This window comes from Pseudomonas sp. Eth.TT006 (genome assembly GCF_054456575.1).
Map to the genome: position 1 here is coordinate 77,695 of NZ_JBTJEN010000008.1, position 20,896 is coordinate 98,590.

16 protein-coding genes are annotated in these 20,896 nt (G+C 61.6%); 14 read left to right on the forward strand and 2 right to left on the reverse strand.

The features are described 5' to 3' along the window. Positions 1-9: 9 nt before the first annotated feature. Positions 10-3,288: a PAS domain S-box protein gene (locus tag ACXR0M_RS14565; RefSeq protein ID WP_458832512.1), complete on the reverse strand. Its 3,279-nt coding sequence runs from the start codon at positions 3,286-3,288 to the stop codon at positions 10-12. Between the two features lie 68 nt (positions 3,289-3,356). Continuing rightward, complete coding sequence (locus tag ACXR0M_RS14570) at positions 3,357-4,247, reverse strand: LysR family transcriptional regulator (protein WP_458832513.1); 891 nt, start codon at positions 4,245-4,247, stop codon at positions 3,357-3,359. A gap of 141 nt (positions 4,248-4,388) precedes the next feature. On the opposite strand from ACXR0M_RS14570, the gene leuC reads away from it, so the two are divergent. The 14 genes from leuC to purF all read left to right on the forward strand — a co-directional run bounded on the left by leuC (position 4,389) and on the right by purF (position 20,860). Further along, complete coding sequence (leuC, locus tag ACXR0M_RS14575) at positions 4,389-5,807, forward strand: 3-isopropylmalate dehydratase large subunit (RefSeq protein ID WP_458832514.1); 1,419 nt, start codon at positions 4,389-4,391, stop codon at positions 5,805-5,807. 13 nt (positions 5,808-5,820) lie between these two features. After that, a complete protein-coding gene (leuD, locus tag ACXR0M_RS14580; protein WP_458832515.1) occupies positions 5,821-6,465 on the forward strand; it encodes a 3-isopropylmalate dehydratase small subunit in 645 nt (214 codons plus the stop codon). A gap of 151 nt (positions 6,466-6,616) precedes the next feature. Then, entirely contained in the window at positions 6,617-7,384 is a 768-nt protein-coding gene (locus ACXR0M_RS14585; protein WP_458832516.1) for a class I SAM-dependent methyltransferase, read from the forward strand. A 54-nt stretch (positions 7,385-7,438) separates the two neighbouring features. Beyond that, the gene (gene leuB, locus ACXR0M_RS14590; RefSeq protein ID WP_458832517.1) at positions 7,439-8,521 is read left to right on the forward strand and encodes a 3-isopropylmalate dehydrogenase; all 1,083 of its coding nucleotides are present in this window, start codon (positions 7,439-7,441) and stop codon (positions 8,519-8,521) included. Positions 8,522-8,587: 66 nt separating this feature from the next. Further along, on the forward strand, positions 8,588-9,700 hold the full coding sequence (gene asd / locus ACXR0M_RS14595) for an aspartate-semialdehyde dehydrogenase (protein ID WP_003226428.1): 1,113 nt from the start codon (positions 8,588-8,590) through the stop codon (positions 9,698-9,700). A gap of 274 nt (positions 9,701-9,974) precedes the next feature. Beyond that, complete coding sequence (locus tag ACXR0M_RS14600; RefSeq protein WP_458832518.1) at positions 9,975-10,985, forward strand: aspartate-semialdehyde dehydrogenase; 1,011 nt, start codon at positions 9,975-9,977, stop codon at positions 10,983-10,985. Positions 10,986-11,194: 209 nt separating this feature from the next. After that, positions 11,195-13,840 (forward strand): FimV/HubP family polar landmark protein, encoded by a 2,646-nt coding sequence (locus ACXR0M_RS14605; protein WP_458832519.1) that lies wholly within the window; start codon positions 11,195-11,197, stop codon positions 13,838-13,840. A 213-nt stretch (positions 13,841-14,053) separates the two neighbouring features. Then, on the forward strand, positions 14,054-14,878 hold the full coding sequence (gene truA, locus ACXR0M_RS14610) for a tRNA pseudouridine(38-40) synthase TruA (RefSeq protein WP_458832710.1): 825 nt from the start codon (positions 14,054-14,056) through the stop codon (positions 14,876-14,878). 64 nt (positions 14,879-14,942) lie between these two features. Beyond that, positions 14,943-15,566 carry a phosphoribosylanthranilate isomerase gene (locus tag ACXR0M_RS14615; RefSeq protein ID WP_458832520.1) on the forward strand — a complete coding sequence of 208 codons (624 nt, stop codon included), beginning with the start codon at positions 14,943-14,945 and terminating at the stop codon, positions 15,564-15,566. 220 nt (positions 15,567-15,786) lie between these two features. Further along, a complete protein-coding gene (gene accD / locus ACXR0M_RS14620) occupies positions 15,787-16,707 on the forward strand; it encodes an acetyl-CoA carboxylase, carboxyltransferase subunit beta (RefSeq protein WP_458832521.1) in 921 nt (306 codons plus the stop codon). Beyond that, positions 16,704-18,011 carry a bifunctional tetrahydrofolate synthase/dihydrofolate synthase gene (gene folC, locus ACXR0M_RS14625; RefSeq protein ID WP_458832522.1) on the forward strand — a complete coding sequence of 436 codons (1,308 nt, stop codon included), beginning with the start codon at positions 16,704-16,706 and terminating at the stop codon, positions 18,009-18,011. The genes accD and folC overlap by 4 nt, the downstream gene beginning before the upstream one ends. Further along, positions 17,995-18,654 (forward strand): SPOR domain-containing protein, encoded by a 660-nt coding sequence (locus tag ACXR0M_RS14630; RefSeq protein WP_458832523.1) that lies wholly within the window; start codon positions 17,995-17,997, stop codon positions 18,652-18,654. Before folC ends, ACXR0M_RS14630 begins: the two co-directional genes overlap by 17 nt. A 98-nt stretch (positions 18,655-18,752) precedes the next feature. Beyond that, a complete protein-coding gene (locus tag ACXR0M_RS14635; protein WP_458832524.1) occupies positions 18,753-19,313 on the forward strand; it encodes a CvpA family protein in 561 nt (186 codons plus the stop codon). A gap of 41 nt (positions 19,314-19,354) precedes the next feature. Continuing rightward, positions 19,355-20,860, forward strand: coding sequence for an amidophosphoribosyltransferase (gene purF, locus ACXR0M_RS14640; protein ID WP_007956466.1), 1,506 nt, complete (start codon positions 19,355-19,357; stop codon positions 20,858-20,860). The last annotated feature ends 36 nt before the right edge of the window (positions 20,861-20,896 follow it).

A 20,896-nucleotide genomic window follows, 5' to 3' on the forward strand; every position in this document is an offset into this window, starting at 1 on the left:
TTGTGCCCGTCATTCAAGCATGACCTTCAGCTCCTCCAGCGCCACCGGCCGACTGTGCAGATAGCCCTGATACAAATGGCAGTCCAGTCCCTGCAGGAACGCCAGTTGCTCCGGGGTTTCCACGCCTTCGGCAATCACTTCCAGTCCCAGACTGCGGGCCATGGCGACGATAGCGCGGATGATCTCGGCGTCGTTGGGGTCGGTGGTGGCGTCGCGGATGAACGACTGGTCGATTTTCAGGGTGTCCACCGGCAGGCGCTTGAGGTAGGTCAGCGAGGAATAGCCGGTGCCGAAGTCGTCCATGGCGAAGCTCACGCCGAGCTTTTTCAGGCGGCGCATCTTGCTGATGGTGTCTTCCAGATTCTGGATGACGATGCCTTCGGTGATCTCCAGTTTCAGCAGTGAGCAGGGCAGGCCGTGGCTGCTCATGCTGCGTTCGATGCGCTCGACGAAGTCGTTCTGGCGGAACTGTCGCGGGCTGATGTTGACGCATAGGCTGAAGTTGAGCGGGTCGACCAGTTGCTGCGCGATCAGTTGTTTGAAGGCACCACAGGCCTCGTCGAGAATCCAGGTGCCGACTTCGAGGATCAGGCCGCTGTCCTCCAGTACCTTGATGAATTCGGTGGGCGATTGTGCGCCGAGTTCCGGGTGGTTCCAGCGCACCAGTGCCTCGGCGCCGATGATGCGGTTGCCCCGCGCATCGACCTGCGGCTGGTAGTGCACGTTGAATTCGCCGCGCGACAGGGCCAGGCGCAGATCGGTCTCCATGCGCAGCCGCTCGCTGGCCGCTTTCTGCATGGTGTTGTGGTACATCTGCGTGGTGTTGCGCCCGGAATCCTTGGCCCGGTACAGCGCAATGTCGGCGCGCTTGAGCAGGTCGGTCGGGGTCGAGCCGTGATCGGGGATCAGCGCCACGCCAATGCTCGGGGTCACTTGCAGGCGCTGACCATCGAGGAACATCGGCTCCGACAGTAGCTCGCGAATGGTGTCGGCCAGTTCCCGCACCTGGGCGCTGACTGCGTTGCGCGTGCCTTCGAGGCCGCTGAGCAACACCACGAATTCGTCGCCGCCCAGGCGCGCGACGGTGTCTTCCATGCGCACGCTGGCTTCAAGCCGTGCGGTGATGATTTTCAGCACCGTGTCACCGACCGGGTGCCCCAGCGAATCGTTGATGTGCTTGAAGTGGTCAAGGTCGAGGAACAGCAGCGCGCCGCGCAGGTTGTGCCGTTTGAGCAGGGCGATCTGCTGGCTCAGGCGATCCATCAACAAGGCGCGGTTGGGCAGGTTGGTCAGCGGGTCGTGATAGGCCAGATGGCGAATCTGCGCTTCGGCGTTTTTCAACAGGCTGACGTCCCGTGCGGTCAATAGCAGGCAGGCGGTTTCGTTGAGGGTGATCGGTTCGATCGACACTTCAACGGTCAGCAGTTCGCCGCGTTTGTTGCGTCCGAGCATTTCCTGATGATGCACACGACCCTTGATCTGCAGTTCGGCGAGCAGCGCCGAGCGCTGTTTTTCCTCGGCCCAGATGCCGATCTGGTACACGGTTTTGCCCACCACCTCGTCGGCGCGATAGCCGGTCAGACGACAGAAGCCGTCGTTGACCTCCAGATAGCGTCCGGTGTCGCGCTCGGTGATGGTGATCGCGTCGGGGCTGGAGTGGAACGCCTTGGCGAATTTCTCTTCGCTGGCCTTGAGTGCGGCTTCGGAGCGCTGCTGCTGGGTGATGTCGCGCAGGGTGGTGACGATGCACGGGTGATTGCCGACGCTTATCTGCCGGCTGGAAATCACGCAGGTCAGCGACTGGCCGTCCTTGTGCTGAACGATGATCGCAACGTTGCTCAGGCCCTGTTCGCGGATAACCCGTTCGATGCGTTGCAGGCTTTTTGCCGAGGCGTCCCACAGGCCGATGTCCTCGGCGGTGCGTCCGATCACATCGGCGGCGCTCCAGCCGAAGGTCTGGGTGAAGCTGTTGTTGATTTCGATGAATTCGCCGCTGTCCTGACGGGTCACGCAGATCGGGTCGGGGCTGACCTGGAACAGCGTGGCGAATTTCTCTTCCGAGGCGACCAGACGTTGTTCGCGCTCGACCTGATCGGTGATGTCCAGCAAGGTCCCTGCCATGCGCAGCGGCGCGCCGTTGTCATCGCGATACAGGCGCGCACGGCTTTCCAGGTAGCGCGAGCTGCCGTCCGGCAGTTGCACGCGATAGGTCAGTTGATAATTGCCCGCCGGGCCTTCGCGCAGGCTGCGGTAGGCGTCGCGCATGCTGTCGCGTTCTTCGCCGGGCACGCCTTCGAAAAACTCCTCGAACGACTCGTGGAACGGGATCGGCTCCAGCCCGTGCAACTGCGCGGCCCGCGCCGAGCCGTAAAGCATACCGCTAGGAATGTGCCAGTCCCAGGTGCCGAGTTGCGCTGAGTCCAACGCCAGATCGAGGCGTTCCTGGCTGTCTTTCAGGGCGAGTTCGGCGGCTTTGCGTTCGGTGGTGTCGAGGAAGGTGCTGAGCAGAAACGGCTGACCTTCGAGCTCGACCTTCTGCGCGCTGAGGATGCCGTCATGAATCTGCCCGTTACTGGCGCGGAACTGCACCTCCATGCTGATCAGTTCGCCTTTGGCCTTGGTCTTTTTCACCAGTTCGGCGCGCTGTTCGGGGTGGACCCACAGGCCCAGTTCCAGCGTGGTGCGACCAATGGCGTTCTGCACCGGCCAGCCGAACAGGCTTTCGAAATACTGATTGGCTTCGGTGATCAGGCCATCTTCCTGGCGCGTCAGCAACACCATGTTCGGGCACAGATGAAACAGCGTGGCGAAACGTTTCTCCGAGCTGCTCAGGGCCTGTTCGCGCTCGCGCTGGTGGGTGATTTCGCGAATCACCCCGATCATTCGGGGGCGGCCGGTCTTGTCCGGTATCAGGCTGCCGCTGATCTCCAGCCAGTGCAGGCTGCCATCAGGCCAGCGGATACGGTGGTGCATCGCCTGTTCCAGCGGTGCGCCGGCTATCACAGCATGAAAGGCGCGAACGGTTTTCGCCCGGTCTTCCGGTGGCAGCAGGTCGAGGTATTCCAGATCCTGCGGCAGCGGTTGCCGCGGATCGAAGCCGAACAGTGCCTGAGTGCCCCGTGACCAGCTGATCTGCCCGCGTTCGATGTCCCAATACCAGGCGCCGAGCCGCGCGCCATTGAGCGCGGCGAGCAATTGCGGCGCACTCTCCCAGCTCTGCTCGGAACGACGCGGATCAACGGCCTGAATACGCGGCATCGGCGGAATTCGGTCAACAGATTTCGGCATTGTTAACGGGCCTTGAGCGGATGGTGGCATTAGGCACAGGGACAGCGGCTCTATAGGAGTAGCACAAGTTAGCCTGGAGTCCCTGGCAGATCGATTTGTGCATCCAGCAAGGCCATGAAAGCCCTTGCCGCGTTCGATAGCGTCCGTTCGGTGTGCACGATATAGCCTAGCTGGCGACTGAGCTGTATGCCCGGCAAAGGTATCCGCGCGACCTGTTCATCGAGCATGGTGCGCGGCAGCACACTCCAGGCCAGACCGATGGAAACCATCATCTTGATGGTTTCCAGGTAGTTGGTGCTCATGGCGATGTTCGGCGTCAGCCCCTGGGCCTCGAACAGGCGTTGGACAATATGGTGGGTGAAGGTGTTGCCGCCGGGGAAAACCGCCGGATGACCGGCAATGTCCACCAGACTCACCGCGCCATTGCTGATCAGCGAATGCTCCGGTGCTACCACGAAGTCCAGCGGGTCATCCCACACCGGCGTGGCTCTGACCAGCGTATGCGGCTCCGGGGCGAGGGTGATCACCGCCAGTTCGGCGCGGCCGTGGAGAATTTCTTCGTAGGCCACTTCCGAATCAAGGAACTGAATATCCAGCGCCACCTGTGGGTAACGGCGGGTGAATTCCCTTAACAGCGGCGGCAGGCGGTGCAAACCGATGTGGTGACTGGTGGCCAGGGTCAGGCGGCCACTGACTTCGCCGGTGAGGTTGGTCAGGGCGCGGCGGGTGTCATCCAGCACATTGAGAATCTGATAAGCCCGCGGCAGCAGGGCGCGGCCAGCCTCGGTCAGACCCACTTCGCGGCCCAGTCGATCAAACAGCCGCACGTTCAGCTGTTGCTCCAGCCCGGCGATGCGTTTGCTGATCGCCGGCTGCGTCAAATGCAGGCGTTCGCCCGCGCCGGAGAAGCTGCCGGTCTCGGCGATGGCGATAAAAGCATTGAGGTTAGCCAGATCCATGACTCGTATTCCAGTTGGTTATCCAAAGCATAAAAAATATGAATTTGAGTTATTTAATCTAACCCCATAGGATCGGCCTCACAAGCCAAAGGGTTATTGATAAGCCCAGGGCATAGAAACAAGCTGATGAGGAACCGTCTGATGGCCGGCAAAACGCTCTACGACAAGCTCTGGGATTCGCATTTGGTCAAGCAGCGCGACGATGGCTCGGCGCTGATCTACATCGATCGTCACATCATCCACGAAGTGACCTCGCCGCAAGCCTTTGAAGGCCTGCGTCTGGCCGGGCGCAAGCCTTGGCGCATCGATGCCAACATCGCGACCCCGGACCACAACGTACCGACCACCCCGGAGCGCAAGGGCGGCATTGCAGCGATTGCCGACCAGGTCTCGCGTTTGCAGGTTCAGACCCTTGATGACAACTGTGATGAGTACGGCATCGTCGAGTTCAAGATGAATGACATCCGTCAGGGCATCGTTCACGTGATCAGCCCGGAGCAGGGCGCGACCTTGCCGGGCATGACCGTGGTCTGCGGCGACTCGCACACCTCGACCCACGGCGCCTTCGGTGCACTGGCGCACGGCATCGGCACCTCCGAGGTCGAGCATGTGCTCGCCACTCAGTGCCTGGTCGCGAAGAAAATGAAGAACATGCTGGTGCGCGTCGAAGGCCAGTTGCCGTTCGGCGTGACTGCAAAGGACATCGTCCTCGCGGTGATCGGCAAGATCGGCACCGCCGGCGGTAACGGCCATGCCATCGAGTTCGCTGGCAGCGCGATTCGCGACCTGTCCGTCGAAGGCCGCATGACCATCTGCAACATGTCCATCGAAGCCGGTGCACGTGTGGGCCTGGTAGCAGCGGACGAAAAGACCGTCGAGTACGTCAAGGGCCGTCCGTTCGCACCGAAAGGCGCGCAGTGGGATCAAGCTGTCGAAGCCTGGAAAGAGCTGGTGTCCGACGCCGACGCCAAATTCGACACCGTGGTCGAACTCGACGCCGCGCAGATCAAGCCACAAGTCAGCTGGGGCACTTCGCCCGAGATGGTCCTGGCGGTTGACCAGAACGTGCCGGACCCGGCCAAAGAGATGGATCTGGTCAAGCGTGACTCGATCGTCCGCGCCCTGAAATACATGGGTTTGAGCGCCAATCAGGCGATCACCGACATTCAGTTGGATCGGGTGTTCATCGGCTCCTGCACCAACTCGCGAATCGAAGACTTGCGCGCCGCCGCTGTCATCGCCAAGGGCCGCAAAGTGGCCTCGACCATCAAGCAGGCCATCGTGGTGCCGGGCTCGGGTCTGGTGAAGGCGCAGGCCGAGGCCGAAGGTCTGGACAAGATTTTCCTCGAAGCCGGTTTCGAATGGCGCGAGCCGGGTTGCTCAATGTGTCTGGCGATGAACCCGGACCGTTTGGAGTCCGGCGAGCACTGCGCCTCGACCTCCAACCGCAACTTCGAAGGCCGCCAGGGCGCCGGTGGACGTACCCACCTGGTCAGCCCGGCGATGGCTGCTGCGGCAGCGGTGAACGGTCGTTTCATCGACGTTCGTGAATTGATCTGAAGGAGAGCGCAGCATGAAAGCTTTTACCCAGCACACTGGTCTTGTCGCGCCTCTGGATCGTGCCAACGTCGACACCGACCAGATCATCCCGAAGCAATTTTTGAAGTCGATCAAGCGCACCGGTTTCGGTCCGAACCTGTTCGACGAGTGGCGTTATCTGGACGTTGGCCAGCCGTATCAGGACAACTCCAAGCGCCCGCTGAACAAGGACTTCGTGCTCAACGCCGAGCGTTATCAAGGCGCCAGCGTGTTGCTGGCCCGCGAGAACTTCGGGTGCGGCTCCAGCCGTGAGCACGCGCCATGGGCGCTGGAAGAATACGGTTTCCGCAGCATCATCGCGCCGAGCTATGCCGACATCTTCTTCAACAACAGCTTCAAGAACGGCTTGCTGCCGATCATCCTCAGCGACGCTGAAGTCGATGAGCTGTTCAAGCAGGTCGAGGCCGAACCGGGCTATCAATTGCAGATCGATCTGCAGGCGCAGACCGTGACCCGCCCGGACGGCAAGGTCTACAACTTCGAGATCGACGCCTTCCGCAAACATTGCCTGCTCAACGGTCTGGACGATATCGGCCTGACCTTGCAGGACGGTGACGCGATTGCGGCGTTTGAGGCCAAACACCGCGTGAGCCAGCCGTGGTTGTTTCGCGACGCATAAGCAAGGTTCGAGATTGACGTAGTCAGGGCCGGCCCCTTCGCGAGCAAGCCCGCTCCCACAGGTTTTATGAACACCGCAAAACCCTGTGGGAGCTGGCTTGCCAGCGAAGAGGCCGGAACAAGCACCACAAAATCAAAAGGGAAGTCCCCCCATGACCAGCACCGCCCAACACACTCAGGTCGTACAAAAGCAATTCGGTGAACAGGCTGCCGCCTACCTGAGCAGCGCCGTTCACGCTCAAGGCACTGAATTTGCGCTGCTACAGGCCGAGCTGGCGGGGCAGGGCGAGGCGCGGGTACTGGACCTGGGTTGCGGCGCCGGTCACGTGAGTTTTCATGTCGCGCCACTGGCCAAAGAGGTGGTGGCCTACGACCTGTCGCAGCAGATGCTCGATGTGGTCGCCGCTGCAGCAATGGATCGCGGGTTCAGCAACATTGCCACGGTCCACGGCGCCGCCGAGCGTCTGCCGTTTGCCGAAGGCGAATTTGATTTCGTGTTCAGCCGTTATTCGGCGCACCATTGGAGCGATCTTGGTGTGGCCCTGCGCGAAGTGCGTCGGGTGCTGAAGCCGGGCGGCGTGGCGGCGTTCGTTGACGTGTTGTCACCGGGCAGTGCGCTGTTCGACACTTACCTGCAAAGCGTCGAAGTGCTGCGCGATACCAGCCATGTGCGCAATTACTCTGCGAGCGAGTGGTTGCGCCAGGTCGCCGAGGCCGGGTTGCACACTCGCAGCACCACCCGTCAGCGCCTGCGTCTGGAGTACAGCAGTTGGGTCGAGCGCATGCGCACCCCCGAGGTGATGCGCGCGGCGATCCGCCAGTTGCAGCAATCGATGGGCAATGAAGTACGCGATTATTTCGAGATTGATGCCAACGGCTCGTTCAGTACCGATGTCATCGTACTGATGGCCGAACGCTAAGCATTTTTCCGGGCGCGCCCTGAGTGGCGCACCGACTGAAGACACGAGGAAAGCATGAGCAAGCAGATTCTGATTCTCCCAGGTGATGGCATTGGTCCGGAAATCATGGCCGAAGCGGTCAAGGTGCTGGAACTGGCCAACGACAAGTACAGCCTGGGCTTCGAGCTGAGCCATGACGTGATCGGTGGCGCCGCCATCGACAAGCACGGCGTGCCGCTGGCCGACGAAACCCTCGAGCGTGCCCGTGCCGCCGACGCTGTGCTGCTGGGCGCGGTGGGCGGCCCGAAATGGGACACCATCGAGCGTGACATCCGCCCTGAGCGCGGCCTGCTGAAGATTCGTGCGCAACTGGGCCTGTTCGGCAACCTGCGTCCGGCGATCCTGTATCCGCAACTGGCGGATGCGTCGAGCCTGAAACCGGAAATCGTTGCCGGTCTGGACATCCTGATCGTGCGCGAGCTGACCGGCGGCATCTACTTCGGCGCGCCACGCGGCACCCGCACCCTGGACAACGGCGAGCGTCAGTCCTACGACACCCTGCCGTACAGCGAAAGCGAAATCCGCCGCATCGCCCGCGTCGGTTTCGACATGGCCATGGTCCGTGGCAAGAAACTGTGCTCGGTGGACAAGGCCAACGTGCTGGCGTCCAGCCAACTGTGGCGTGAAGTGGTCGAGCAGGTGGCCAAGGATTACCCTGAAGTCGAACTGAGCCACATGTACGTCGACAACGCTGCCATGCAATTGGTGCGTGCGCCGAAGCAGTTCGACGTGATTGTCACTGACAACCTGTTCGGCGACATCCTGTCCGACGAAGCCTCGATGCTCACCGGCTCGATCGGCATGCTGCCGTCGGCCTCGCTGGACTCGAACAACAAGGGCATGTACGAGCCTTGCCACGGTTCGGCGCCGGACATCGCCGGCAAGGGCATTGCCAACCCGCTGGCGACCATTCTGTCGGTGTCGATGATGTTGCGTTACAGCTTCAATCTGCACGCCGCCGCCGATGCCATCGAGAAAGCGGTCAGCGTGGTGCTGGATCAAGGTCTGCGTACCGGTGACATCTATTCGGCCGGTTGCACCAAAGTCGGTACGCAGGAAATGGGTGACGCAGTAGTCGCCGCGCTGCGGAATCTGTAATCTCTCGGGCCCGCTGCGAAATTCAATACAAAGCAGCGGCCCACTTTTCAAGAAGGTGTAGGTGCGATGAAACGTGTAGGTCTGATCGGTTGGCGCGGCATGGTCGGTTCCGTGCTCATGCAGCGAATGCTGGAAGAGCAGGATTTCGATCTTATCGAGCCGGTGTTTTTCACCACTTCCAATGTCGGTGGCCAAGGCCCTTCCGTGGGCAAGGACATTGCTCCGCTCAAGGACGCTTACAGCATTGAAGAGCTGAAAACCCTCGACGTGATCCTGACGTGCCAGGGCGGCGACTACACCAGCGAAGTGTTCCCCAAGCTGCGCGAAGCCGGCTGGCAGGGTTACTGGATCGACGCGGCCTCAAGCCTGCGGATGAACGATGACGCAGTCATCATTCTCGACCCGGTCAACCGCAAGGTCATCGACCAGCAACTGGACGCGGGCACCAAGAACTACATCGGCGGCAACTGCACCGTCAGCCTGATGCTGATGGGCCTGGGCGGTCTGTTCGAAGCCGGTCTCGTCGAGTGGATGAGCGCCATGACCTATCAGGCGGCCTCCGGAGCCGGCGCGCAGAACATGCGTGAGCTGATCAAGCAAATGGGCGCGACCCACGCGGCAGTCGCCGATCAGCTGGCCGACCCGGCCAGCGCGATTCTCGACATCGACCGTCGTGTCGCCGAAGCCATGCGCAGCGACGCCTACCCGACGGAAAACTTCGGCGTGCCGCTGGCCGGCAGTCTGATCCCGTGGATCGACAAGGAACTGCCGAATGGCCAGAGCCGTGAAGAGTGGAAGGCCCAGGCCGAGACCAACAAGATCCTCGGCCGCTTCAAGAGCCCGATCCCGGTCGACGGCATCTGCGTGCGCATCGGCGCCATGCGTTGCCACAGTCAGGCGCTGACCATCAAGCTGAACAAAGACGTGCCGATCGCCGATATCGAAGGGCTGATCAGCCAGCACAACCCGTGGGTCAAACTGGTGCCGAACAACCGCGACATCAGCATGCAGGAGCTGAGTCCGACCAAGGTCACCGGCACCCTGAATGTTCCGGTGGGTCGTCTGCGCAAGCTGAACATGGGTTCGCAATTCGTCGGTGCCTTCACCGTCGGCGACCAGTTGCTGTGGGGCGCGGCCGAACCGCTGCGCCGCATGCTGCGGATCCTGCTGGAGCGTTGATTGCTTGAAGCGGTGAAAGAGCCCGTGCCTTGTGAGAGGTGCGGGTTTTTTTATGTCTGGTGGTTTTCGGGTTGTCTGGGCTGGCCTCATCGCTGGCAAGCCAGCTCCCACAGTGGTTGCTGGCGTAAGCAAAATTCACAGGCACCCCAGAAACCTGTGGGAGCTGGCTTGCCAGCGATGAGGCCAGATCCGGCAACGAAAATCCGGCAGAAATTGCCTGCATCTCCCTCACCCGGTAAAGTGCCGCTCCCCCCGTTTCGCCAGAGGTAGAACCATGACCCAGACCCTTGATATTGCCGTCGTCGGCGGCACCGGTACTGTCGGCGAAACCCTTGTACAGATTCTCGAAGAACGCGACTTTCCGGTCGGCAACCTGCACTTGCTGGCCAGCAGCGAATCCGCTGGCAGTTCGGTGCTGTTCCGCAACAAGAACGTGCGGGTGCGCGAAGTCGACGAGTTCGATTTCAGCAAGGTCAAACTGGTGTTCTTCGCCGCCGGCCCGGCCATTTCCCTGAGCTATGCGGCGCGTGCCCATGCCGCCGGTTGCTCGCTGATCGACCTGTCCGGCGCGTTGCCGGCCGAGCAGGCGCCGCAGGTGGTGCCGGAAGCCAACGCCGCGGTCATCGCCGCTCTGAAAGCGCCGTTCCAGGTCAGCAGCCCAAGTCCGTCGGCGACTGCGCTGGCCGTGGTGCTGGCGCCGCTGCTTGATTTGCTCGAGCTGCAATACGTCAATGTCACCGCCAATCTGGCCGTCTCCGCGCAAGGTCGCGAGGCTGTCACCGAGCTGGCGCGCCAGACTGCCGAGCTGCTGAACATGCGCCCGCTGGAGCCGACTTTCTTCGACCGGCAGATGGCGTTCAATCTGCTGGCTCAGGTCGGCACCCCGGATGCCCAGGGTCACACGCTGCTGGAAAAGCGTCTGGTGCGCGAGTTGCGTCAGCTGCTGGCGCAGCCTTTATTAAAGATTTCCGCCACTTGCGTTCAAGCCCCGGTGTTTTTTGGCGATAGCTATAGCGTGACCTTGCAGTCGGCACACGCGGTCGACCTGGAAAAGGTCAACGCGGCACTTGAGAAGGCGCGGGGTATCGAGCTGGTCGAGGCCGGTGATTACCCGACCGCGGTGGGCGATGCCGTAGGGCAGGACGTGGTCTATGCCGGACGCGTGCGCAGCGGCATCGATGACCCGGCGGAACTTAATCTGTGGCTGACGTCAGATAACGTACGCAAAGGCGCCGCGCTCAATGCTGTGCAGGTCGCTGAATTGTTGATAAAAGACCTGCTGTAAAAGATACTTGGCAACAATTTGTCGACTGATTCTAGGTGAGCGCTATGCTTGCCCGAAGCGCTTGATAACGTGTCACCCTCCGGGACTTTCCGGGGCATCAAAGAAATGATCGCGCGCGGCAGTCTGTCGTCGTCGCGCGCAATGCCTTACGGCAGCGGCAATCAACATCTTCTCGCTGGCCGAGGAACGTTCAAACAAAGGATGAGGCTATGGTTCAAGTTCGCAAACTGGTGTTAGCAATAGCGGCCGCCTCGGCGCTGTCCTCCGGTATGGCGCATGCCCTCGGGCTCGGGGAGCTGACCCTGAAGTCGACCCTGAACCAGCCGCTGGTGGCCGAAATCGAGCTGCTCGACGTCAAGGACCTCACCGCTGCCGAAGTGGTGCCGAGTCTGGCCTCGCCGGAAGATTTCGCCAAGGCCGGCGTCGATCGCCAGGCCTTCCTCAACGATCTGACCTTCACCCCGGTGCTCAACGCCAGCGGCAAAAGTGTGCTGCGCGTGACCTCGAGCAAACCGCTGTCGGAACCGATGGTGAAATTCCTCGTGCAGGTGATGTGGCCTAACGGCCGTCTGCTGCGCGACTACAGCGTGCTGCTGGACCCGTCGAAATTCTCGCCGCAGGCTGCTGACGCCGCTGCACAACCTGCGCCGTCGCAAACCATCACCGCGCCGACCACCGGTGCCACACACCCGAATCAATACACCACCACGCCGCGCGACACCCTCTGGGAAATCGCGGCGAAGGCGCGCACCGGCGGCTCCGTGCAGCAGACCATGCTGGCGATTCAGGCGCTGAACCCTGACGCATTCATCGACGGCAACATCAACCGGCTGAAAACCGGTCAGGTGCTGCGTCTGCCGGACTCGGTGCAAAGCACTGCGCTGCCGCAATCGAAAGCGATTGCCGAAGTCGCCGCGCAGAACGAAGCCTGGCGTCAGGGCCGTCGTTATGTGGCCAAGCCGGGCAGCGGTCAGCAGCAGCTCGACGCCACCAAGCGTGGTCGCAACAACGCCAGCGGCGGGCAGAATGGCAAAGACAACCTGAGCCTGGTCTCCGCCGAGAGCGCCAAGGCCCGTGGCAAGGGCCCGGCCGGCGATGCCAAGGCCTTGAGCAACAAACTGGCGGTCACACAGGAAAGCCTCGACACGACCCGTCGTGACAACGAGGAACTGAAAAGCCGCATGGCCGATCTGCAAAGTCAGCTGGACAAGCTGCAACGCCTGATCGAGCTGAAGAACAATCAACTGGCAAAAATGCAGGCTGACGGTACCGGCGCAGGTGCGAATACTGCGCCAGCCACCAATGCTGCGGTGCCGGCAATTACTGCCGAACTGGCTACCACTCCGCCAGCGACCCCGGCTGAAGCTGCGCCGACTCCGGAATCGGCGATTGCGCCACCGGTCGACACGCCTGCCGAAACCCCGGTGGTTGCACCGAAACCGGTAGTTGACGAAGAAAAGAGCTTCAATGAGCTGCTGACCAATCCGATCCTGCTCGGTCTGATCGGTGGCGGCGCGGTGGTGCTGCTGCTTCTGTTGCTGCTGCTCGCCCGTCGTCGCAAGGCGCAGCAGGAAGCCGAGAAACACCTGCGCATGGCGCGTGCCCTGGCTGAAGAGCAGGAATTCTCCGCTGAGCAGGATCTGCCGGAAAGCAGCTTCGAAGGTCTGGAAACGCCGGCGGCGAGCGTCAAGCTCAACACCCCGGCACCAGCTCCTGCTGCGCCGGTAGTCGCTCCGATCGTGATGGCTGAGCCGATTGCCGCGCCATTGGTCGCACCCGCCGCTGAACGCTCTGATGACGTATTGGACAAGGCTCAGTCGCACATCAACGCTGGTCGCCTGAATCAGGCAGCGGCGTTGCTGGAAGAGGGTGTCAGTCTTGAGCCGCAGCGCAGCGATCTGCGCCTGAAGCTGATGGAAGTCTATGGCCAGCAGGGCGACCGCGATGCGTTCGTCGCTCAGGAACGGCAACTGATGGCCAATGGCGAAAACTTCGCTAAGGTCGAAGAATTGAAGAAGCGCTTCCCGGCAATGGCGGTCGTGGCGGCTGCAGGCCTGGCAGCAGCTGCAGTCGCTGCCGAGCTGGACGCGCAGTACGTCAAGGATCTGCTGCTCGACGAGCCTGAGGCGCCCGAGCCGGCCCCTGCGGCAGACGATCTGGACAGCGCGTTCGATCTGAGCCTGGACGATCTCGACAACATCACCCCGGTCGAGCCTGCACCGACCGTTGCGCCTGAAGCGCCGGTGGAGCTTGACGAATTCCCGGCCGACGATGATTTGAGCTTTGAATCGGTGCTGCAGCAGCAGACCGAGATCAAGGAAAATCTCGACGATCTGTCGGACTTCGACCTGGATCTGGACCTCGGTGCCGAGCCTGCGCCAGCCCCTGCGGCTGATCTGGCGGACGATGACTTCCTGCGGGATCTGGACGACGGCGTGAAGGATCTGTCGCCGGTCGAGCCACCAGTGGTGGCTGATGTGCCACAAGATGATCTGGAACTGCCAGCGGATTTCGATCTGTCGCTGGCCGACGAGATGGACACTAATCCGGCAGCCGAGCCTGACGCCTTCGCCGCAGAGCTGAATGACGTCAACGCCGAACTCGATCGCCTGTCGCAAAGCATGGCCGAGCCGACCTTCACCGAAGCCGATGCGGCCATGGGTGATGATCTGGGCGAAGACGATTTCGACTTCCTCGCCGGCACCGATGAAGCGGCGACCAAACTCGATCTGGCCCAGGCTTACATCGACATGGGCGACAACGACGGCGCGCGCGATATCCTCAACGAAGTGTTGACCGAGGGTAACGAGAAGCAGCGTGGCGAGGCCAAGGAAATGCTTTCCGGCCTGGTGTGAGTCAGCGGTAAATTGAAAACGGCAGCCCCTTGAGGCTGCCGTTTTTGTTTTTGGGGTTTTTAGATCAAAAGATCGCAGCCTTCGGGGGGTACGCAATTCAACTGTAGGAGCTGCCGAAGGCTGCGATCTTTTGATCTTGAAGCCTATAATGCCCGCCTTTGTAAAACAGCAGGCTGTCCCACCTTGGCAAACATAGATAACCCGGCCGCCGAAATGGCCCCCGAAGGCTTTTACCGTGTGGCCCTGGGCGTCGAGTACAAAGGCTCGCGTTACAGCGGCTGGCAGCGTCAGTTGACGGGTGTCGCCACGGTGCAGGAAGAGCTCGAAAAAGCCTTGTCGAAAGTCGCCAATTCGCCGATTTCGCTGCAGTGCGCCGGGCGCACCGATGCCGGGGTGCATGCCTGCGGACAGGTGGTGCATTTCGACACGCCGGTCGATCGTTCGCTGAAAGCCTGGGTCATGGGCGCCAACATCAATCTGCCGCACGACATCAGCGTCAGTTGGGCGAAGGTCATGCCGGCGCATTTCCATGCGCGATTCAAGGCGATCGCCCGGCGTTATCGCTACGTGATCTATAACGATCAGATCCGTCCGGCGCACCTCAACGAAGAAATCACCTGGAACCATCGCCCGCTGGACGTCGAGCGCATGGCCGAAGCCGCGCAATACCTGATCGGGACCCATGATTTCAGTGCGTTCCGCGCCGGTCAGTGCCAGGCCAAGTCGCCGATCAAGAAAATGCACCACCTGCGCGTGACCCGGCACGGCAAGATGATCGTGCTCGATATCCGTGCCAACGCGTTTTTGCACCACATGGTGCGCAACATTGCCGGGGTGCTGATGACGATTGGCGCTGGCGAGCGTCCGGTGGAGTGGATGAAGGAAGTGCTGGAGAGCCGCGAACGCCGTTCCGGTGGCGTGACAGCGCATCCGTACGGGTTGTATCTGGTGCAGGTCGAGTACCACGACGAGTTCCCGTTGCCCGAGCGCTTCATCGGGCCACATTTCCTTACGGGTTTCTCGGATCTTGACGGCTGACGCCCCCGGGCGCTTTTGTTACCATCCGGGACTTTCCCGGTTTTGCCTTTGAGGTTTTCTCGATATGTCAGCCGTTCGCAGCAAGATCTGCGGGATTACCCGCATAGAAGATGCGTTGGCCGCGGTCGAAGCCGGGGCCGATGCGATCGGCTTTGTGTTTTACGCAAAAAGTCCGCGGGCGGTGAGTGTGCAGCAGGCGCGGGCGATCATCCGCGCCTTGCCGCCGTTTGTGACCACCGTGGGCCTGTTCGTCAATGCCAGCCGCTGCGAGTTGGGGGAAATCCTCGATGCCGTGCCGCTGGATCTGCTGCAGTTCCATGGCGATGAAGGTGCAGAAGCCTGCGAAGACTGGCATCGTCCGTACATCAAGGCGTTGCGGGTCAAGGCCGGCGATGACATTGCCGCCGCCGTCGATGCCTATCCGAGCGCCAGCGGCGTGCTGCTCGACACCTATGTCGAAGGCGTGCCCGGCGGAACCGGCGAGGCGTTCGACTGGTCATTGATTCCGCAACAGCTGAGCAAGCCGCTGATTCTGGCCGGTGGTCTCACGCCGGAAAACGTCGCCGACGCTGTAGCCCGGGTCAAGCCGTACGCGGTCGATGTCAGTGGCGGAGTAGAGGCGAGCAAGGGCATCAAGGATCATGCGAAGATCCGCGCGTTCATCGATGCCGTACGGGGGCGCTCATAGGGAGCGGCTGTTTCGATGTGACGGCTGGCAGTCTGCCGCCGTCCATCAATGCACTTGCACAAAGCAGGCGAGGCTGAGGGTTTCTGGAGTTGCGCGCAGGTCACGTTTCGCGCTGACCGCGGGGCACCAAAACCATCGCCACACACATGAATTTAGCTGAAGGGCATACGCGGGGCTGCGAACCAGAGCGTTCGGGCCGCCGGTACTGGAGAAAGAAAGCATGAGCAACTGGTTGGTAGACAAACTGATCCCTTCGATCATGCGTTCGGAGGTCAAGAAGAGCTCGGTGCCTGAAGGTCTGTGGCACAAATGCCCGTCCTGCGAGGCTGTGCTGTATCGCCCTGAGCTGGAAAAGACCCTGGACGTTTGCCCCAAGTGCAACCACCACATGCGCATCGGCGCACGGGCGCGCATCGACATCTTCCTCGATGCCGAAGGTCGCAACGAACTGGGTGCCGATATGGAGCCGGTTGACCGTCTGAAATTCCGCGATGGCAAGAAGTACAAGGACCGTCTGGTCGCTGCACAGAAGCAGACCGGTGAAAAAGACGCACTGGTGTCTGTCAGCGGCACCCTGCTTGGCATGCCGGTGGTGGTCTCGGCGTTCGAATTCAACTTCATGGGCGGTTCCATGGGCGCCATCGTCGGTGAGCGCTTCGTACGCGCCGCCAACTACGCTCTGGAAAACCGCTGCCCGATGATCTGCTTCGCCGCTTCCGGCGGTGCACGGATGCAGGAAGCGCTGATCTCGCTGATGCAGATGGCCAAGACCTCGGCGGTGCTGGCGCGTCTGCGCGAAGAAGGCATTCCGTTCATCTCGGTACTGACCGACCCGGTCTACGGCGGCGTTTCCGCCAGTCTGGCGATGCTCGGTGACGTGATCGTCGGTGAGCCGAAAGCCCTGATCGGCTTCGCCGGTCCGCGCGTGATCGAGCAGACCGTGCGCGAAAAACTGCCGGAAGGCTTCCAGCGCAGTGAATTCCTGCTGGAGCACGGCGCCATCGACCTGATCATCGATCGTCGCGAGCTGCGTCCACGTCTGGGCAACCTGCTGGCGCAACTGACCGGCCAGCCGACGCCGACCTACGTCGCCGCGCCAGTCGAGCCGATCGTCGTTCCGCCGGTGCCTGCCAACGTATGACCGAGCGCACCCTTGGCGAGTGGCTCGCCTACCTTGAGCAGTTGCATCCATCAGCCATCGACATGGGGCTGGAGCGTTCGCAACAGGTAGCGTCCCGCATGGGGCTGGGCCAGCCGGCGCCTCGGGTGATTACGGTCACCGGCACCAACGGCAAGGGTTCGACCTGCGCATTCGTGGCTTCATTGCTGCGCGCGCAGGGCCTGAGCGTTGGTGTCTACAATTCTCCGCACCTGCTGCGTTACAACGAGCGGGTGCAGCTCAACGGCGTCGAAGCCACTGACGCGCAGTTGTGCCAGGCCTTCGCTGCGGTCGAGGCCGGGCGCGGCGAGACCTCCCTGACTTACTTCGAAATGGGCACCCTGGCGGCGTTCTGGCTGTTTCAACAGGCCGGGCTCGATGCGGTGGTGCTGGAAGTCGGTCTGGGCGGTCGTCTGGACACGGTCAATGTGGTCGATGCCGATATCGCGCTGGTCACCAGCATTGGCGTCGATCATGCCGAATACCTGGGCAATACCCGCGAATCCGTGGCCTTCGAGAAGGCCGGAATTTTCCGCCAGGGCAAACCTGCCGTGTGCGGCGATCTGAATCCTCCGCAACCTCTGCTCGACAAGGCCCGTGAACTGGCGTGCCCGTTTTTCCTGCGTGGGCGGGATTTCGACCTGGGTATCACCGATCTGCACTGGCAGTGGCGCGGTACCGATGCGCAAGGCCAGCCGGTCGAATTGCGTGACCTGCCGCTGCTGGATCTGCCGATGGAAAACGCGGCGCTGGCGCTGCAGGCGTATCTGCTGCTCGGTTTGCCGTGGCATGCGTCGCAGATTGTTGCAGCCTTGCAGGCGACGCGGGTGGTCGGGCGTCTGGATCGCCGTTCATTTGATTTCAATGGCAAACGCCTGAATCTGCTGCTGGATGTCGGGCACAACCCGCACGCGGCCGAGTATCTGGCGCGGCGTCTGGCCAGTCGGCCGCCGATGGGCAAGCGCCTGGCGGTGTTCGGCTTGCTTGCCGACAAGGATCTGGATGGTGTTGTCGGCGAATTGAATGCTAGTGTCGAGCATTGGGCGGTCGCGCCGCTGGATTCGCCGCGTTCGCGTCCGGCCAGTGAATTGCACGCCGGGCTGCAGAACCTTGGCGCATCCGTCACGTCTTATGCCAGTGTCGCGGCGGCGCTGGAAGGGCAGTGCGCGGTGGCCACCAGCGACGACGAGATTCTGTTGTTCGGATCATTTTATTGTGTCGCCGAGGCCCTTGAATGGCTGGCCCGGCGCTCCACGGAGGAAGCGGCAAATGGCTTTGCTGGATAAAGCGTACAAGCAGCGCATGGTTGGCGCCCTGGTGCTGGTCGCGCTGGCGGTGATTTTCCTGCCGATGCTGTTTTCCCGCCAGGACGAGCAACGTCAAGTAACGGTTGAGGCGCCTGCCGCACCGCAAGCGCCGGCGATGGCGCAAGTGCAGCTCGACCCGGTGGCCGTGCCTGAGCCGCAAACTCTGCCGCAGGAACCGGTGCCGAGCGATGACGAAGTGGCCGAGCAGTCCGCGCCGTCGACCCCGATTGCGCCGACTCCGGCGCCTGCGCCTGCTCCAGTGGCCAAGCCGGTAGCTCCGGCGCCGGTAGTGGCGGCCAAGCCGACAACTCCGCCGGCCCAGCCGATCGCGGCGGCCCCGACCATACCTGACACCACGCAAAGCCGGGTCGACGCCAATGGCCTGTCGGTCAGCTGGTCGGTGCAATTGGCCAGCCTGTCGAGTCGCGAAGGCGCTGAATCCCTGCAGAAAAACCTGCGCAGCCAGGGCTATAACGCCTATATCCGCTCTGCCGATGGCAAGAACCGGGTGTTTGTCGGTCCGTTGATCGAGCGTGCCGAGGCCGATCGTCTGCGTGATGTGCTGAGCCGTCAGCAGAACCTCAAGGGGTTTGTCGTGCGCTTCCAGCCTGAGCGTGGCTAAAAACTATCGCTTCGATTGAAAAGCACTGACAATCGCAGCTTACCGACAGCGGTGCGCTCTGCTAAAATGCGCCGCCTTATCCGTCTGTAGGCTGCACTGTGCCATTTACCCTGGTTGACTGGGCGATCGTTGCAATCATCGCCATCTCCGCTTTGATCAGTCTGAGCCGCGGCTTCGTCAAGGAAGCATTATCGCTGGTGACCTGGATCATTGCAGGAGCGGTTGCCTGGATGTTTGGTGGCTCACTGTCCGAGTACCTCGCCGGATATATCCAGACCCCATCGGCTCGTGTGATCACGGGCTGTGCCATCATGTTTGTGGCCACGCTGATCGTGGGCGCAATGATCAATTATCTTATCGGCGAGTTGGTGCGCGTGACCGGATTGTCCGGCACCGATCGATTCCTCGGCATGGCCTTCGGCGCAGCGCGTGGCGTGTTGCTGGTGGTCGTGGCGGTCGGGCTGTTGAGCCTGGGGCCGGTACAGCAGGACGGGTGGTGGAAAGAATCACAACTCGTACCCAAGTTTCTATTGGTCGCCGACTGGTCCAAAAACCTGATTCTCGGGTGGAGCAGTCAGTGGCTTGCCAGCGGAATCAGCGTACCCGCTGATATTCCGTTCAAGGAGCAGCTCTTGCCGTCGGCCAAAACGCCACAGTGAGTGTTGTTCAGTTCAGATCCATTAAGTAGGGGTTGCGTCGCATGTGTGGCATCGTCGGTATCGTCGGTAAGTCGAACGTCAATCAGGCGCTGTATGACGCGCTAACCGTGCTCCAGCACCGCGGCCAGGACGCTGCCGGTATCGTGACCAGCCATGATGGCCGGTTGTTCTTGCGCAAGGACAATGGCCTGGTGCGTGACGTGTTCCAGCAGCGTCACATGCAGCGCCTGGTCGGCCATATGGGTATCGGCCACGTGCGTTACCCGACTGCCGGCAGCTCGACTTCGGCCGAGGCTCAACCGTTTTACGTCAACTCGCCGTACGGCATCACTTTGGCGCACAACGGTAACCTGACCAACGTCGAGCAGTTGGCCAAAGAGATCTACGAATCCGATCTGCGTCACGTCAACACCAGTTCCGACTCGGAAGTGCTGCTGAACGTGTTCGCCCACGAACTGGCCCAGCGCGGCAAGCTGCAGCCGACCGAAGAAGACGTTTTTGCTGCCGTGACCGACGTGCACAACCGTTGCGTCGGCGGTTACGCGGTGGTGGCGATGGTTACCGGTTACGGCATCGTCGGTTTCCGTGACCCGCACGGCATTCGTCCGATCGTGTTCGGTCAGCGTCACACCGACGAAGGCGTCGAGTACATGATCGCTTCCGAAAGCGTGTCGCTGGACGTGCTCGGTTTCACCCTGATTCGCGACCTGGCTCCGGGCGAAGCGGTCTACATCACTGAAGACGGCAAGCTGCACACCCGTCAGTGCGCGACCAACCCCTCGCTGACCCCGTGCATCTTCGAACACGTTTACCTGGCGCGTCCGGATTCGATCATCGACGGCGTGTCGGTGTACAAGGCTCGTCTGCGCATGGGCGAGAAGCTCGCCGAGAAGATCCTGCGCGAGCGTCCGGAGCACGATATCGACGTGGTCATCCCGATTCCGGACACCAGCCGCACCGCAGCATTGGAACTGGCGAACCACCTGGGCGTGAAATTCCGCGAAGGTTTCGTCAAGAACCGCTACATCGGCCGGACCTTCATCATGCCGGGCCAGGCAGCGCGCAAGAAGTCGGTGCGTCAGAAGCTCAACGCCATCGAGCTGGAGTTCCGCGGCAAGAACGTGATGCTGGTCGACGACTCGATCGTGCGCGGTACCACCTGCAAGCAGATCATCCAGATGGCCCGTGAAGCCGGCGCGAAAAACGTCTACTTCTGCTCGGCGGCTCCGGCCGTACGCTTCCCGAACGTCTACGGCATCGACATGCCGAGCGCTCACGAGCTGATCGCACACAATCGTTCGACCCAGGACGTGGCGGATCTGATCGGCGCAGACTGGCTGATCTATCAGGATCTGCCGGACTTGATCGAAGCGGTCGGTGGCGGCAAGATCAAGATCGAAAACTTCGATTGCGCGGTGTTCGACGGCAAGTACGTCACCGGTGATGTCGACGAGGCTTACCTGAACAAGATCGAGCAGGCACGCAACGATGCCTCCAAGGTCAAGACCCAGGCGGTCAGTGCGATCATCGATCTGTACAACAACTGAGTTTCTACCGGCCCTGAGGGGCCGGTTTTGTATCTG

Excerpts from the sequence above, each read along its gene's own strand:
- ACXR0M_RS14565 (WP_458832512.1), bottom strand. The coding sequence starts at position 3,288 with ATGCCGAAATCTGTTGACCGAATTCCGCCGATGCCGCGTATTCAGGCC.
- ACXR0M_RS14570 (WP_458832513.1), bottom strand. The coding sequence starts at position 4,247 with ATGGATCTGGCTAACCTCAATGCTTTTATCGCCATCGCCGAGACCGGC.
- leuC (WP_458832514.1), top strand. The coding sequence starts at position 4,389 with ATGGCCGGCAAAACGCTCTACGACAAGCTCTGGGATTCGCATTTGGTC.
- leuD (WP_458832515.1), top strand. The coding sequence starts at position 5,821 with ATGAAAGCTTTTACCCAGCACACTGGTCTTGTCGCGCCTCTGGATCGT.
- ACXR0M_RS14585 (WP_458832516.1), top strand. The coding sequence starts at position 6,617 with ATGACCAGCACCGCCCAACACACTCAGGTCGTACAAAAGCAATTCGGT.
- leuB (WP_458832517.1), top strand. The coding sequence starts at position 7,439 with ATGAGCAAGCAGATTCTGATTCTCCCAGGTGATGGCATTGGTCCGGAA.
- asd (WP_003226428.1), top strand. The coding sequence starts at position 8,588 with ATGAAACGTGTAGGTCTGATCGGTTGGCGCGGCATGGTCGGTTCCGTG.
- ACXR0M_RS14600 (WP_458832518.1), top strand. The coding sequence starts at position 9,975 with ATGACCCAGACCCTTGATATTGCCGTCGTCGGCGGCACCGGTACTGTC.
- ACXR0M_RS14605 (WP_458832519.1), top strand. The coding sequence starts at position 11,195 with ATGGTTCAAGTTCGCAAACTGGTGTTAGCAATAGCGGCCGCCTCGGCG.
- truA (WP_458832710.1), top strand. The coding sequence starts at position 14,054 with ATGGCCCCCGAAGGCTTTTACCGTGTGGCCCTGGGCGTCGAGTACAAA.
- ACXR0M_RS14615 (WP_458832520.1), top strand. The coding sequence starts at position 14,943 with ATGTCAGCCGTTCGCAGCAAGATCTGCGGGATTACCCGCATAGAAGAT.
- accD (WP_458832521.1), top strand. The coding sequence starts at position 15,787 with ATGAGCAACTGGTTGGTAGACAAACTGATCCCTTCGATCATGCGTTCG.
- folC (WP_458832522.1), top strand. The coding sequence starts at position 16,704 with ATGACCGAGCGCACCCTTGGCGAGTGGCTCGCCTACCTTGAGCAGTTG.
- ACXR0M_RS14630 (WP_458832523.1), top strand. The coding sequence starts at position 17,995 with ATGGCTTTGCTGGATAAAGCGTACAAGCAGCGCATGGTTGGCGCCCTG.
- purF (WP_007956466.1), top strand. The coding sequence starts at position 19,355 with ATGTGTGGCATCGTCGGTATCGTCGGTAAGTCGAACGTCAATCAGGCG.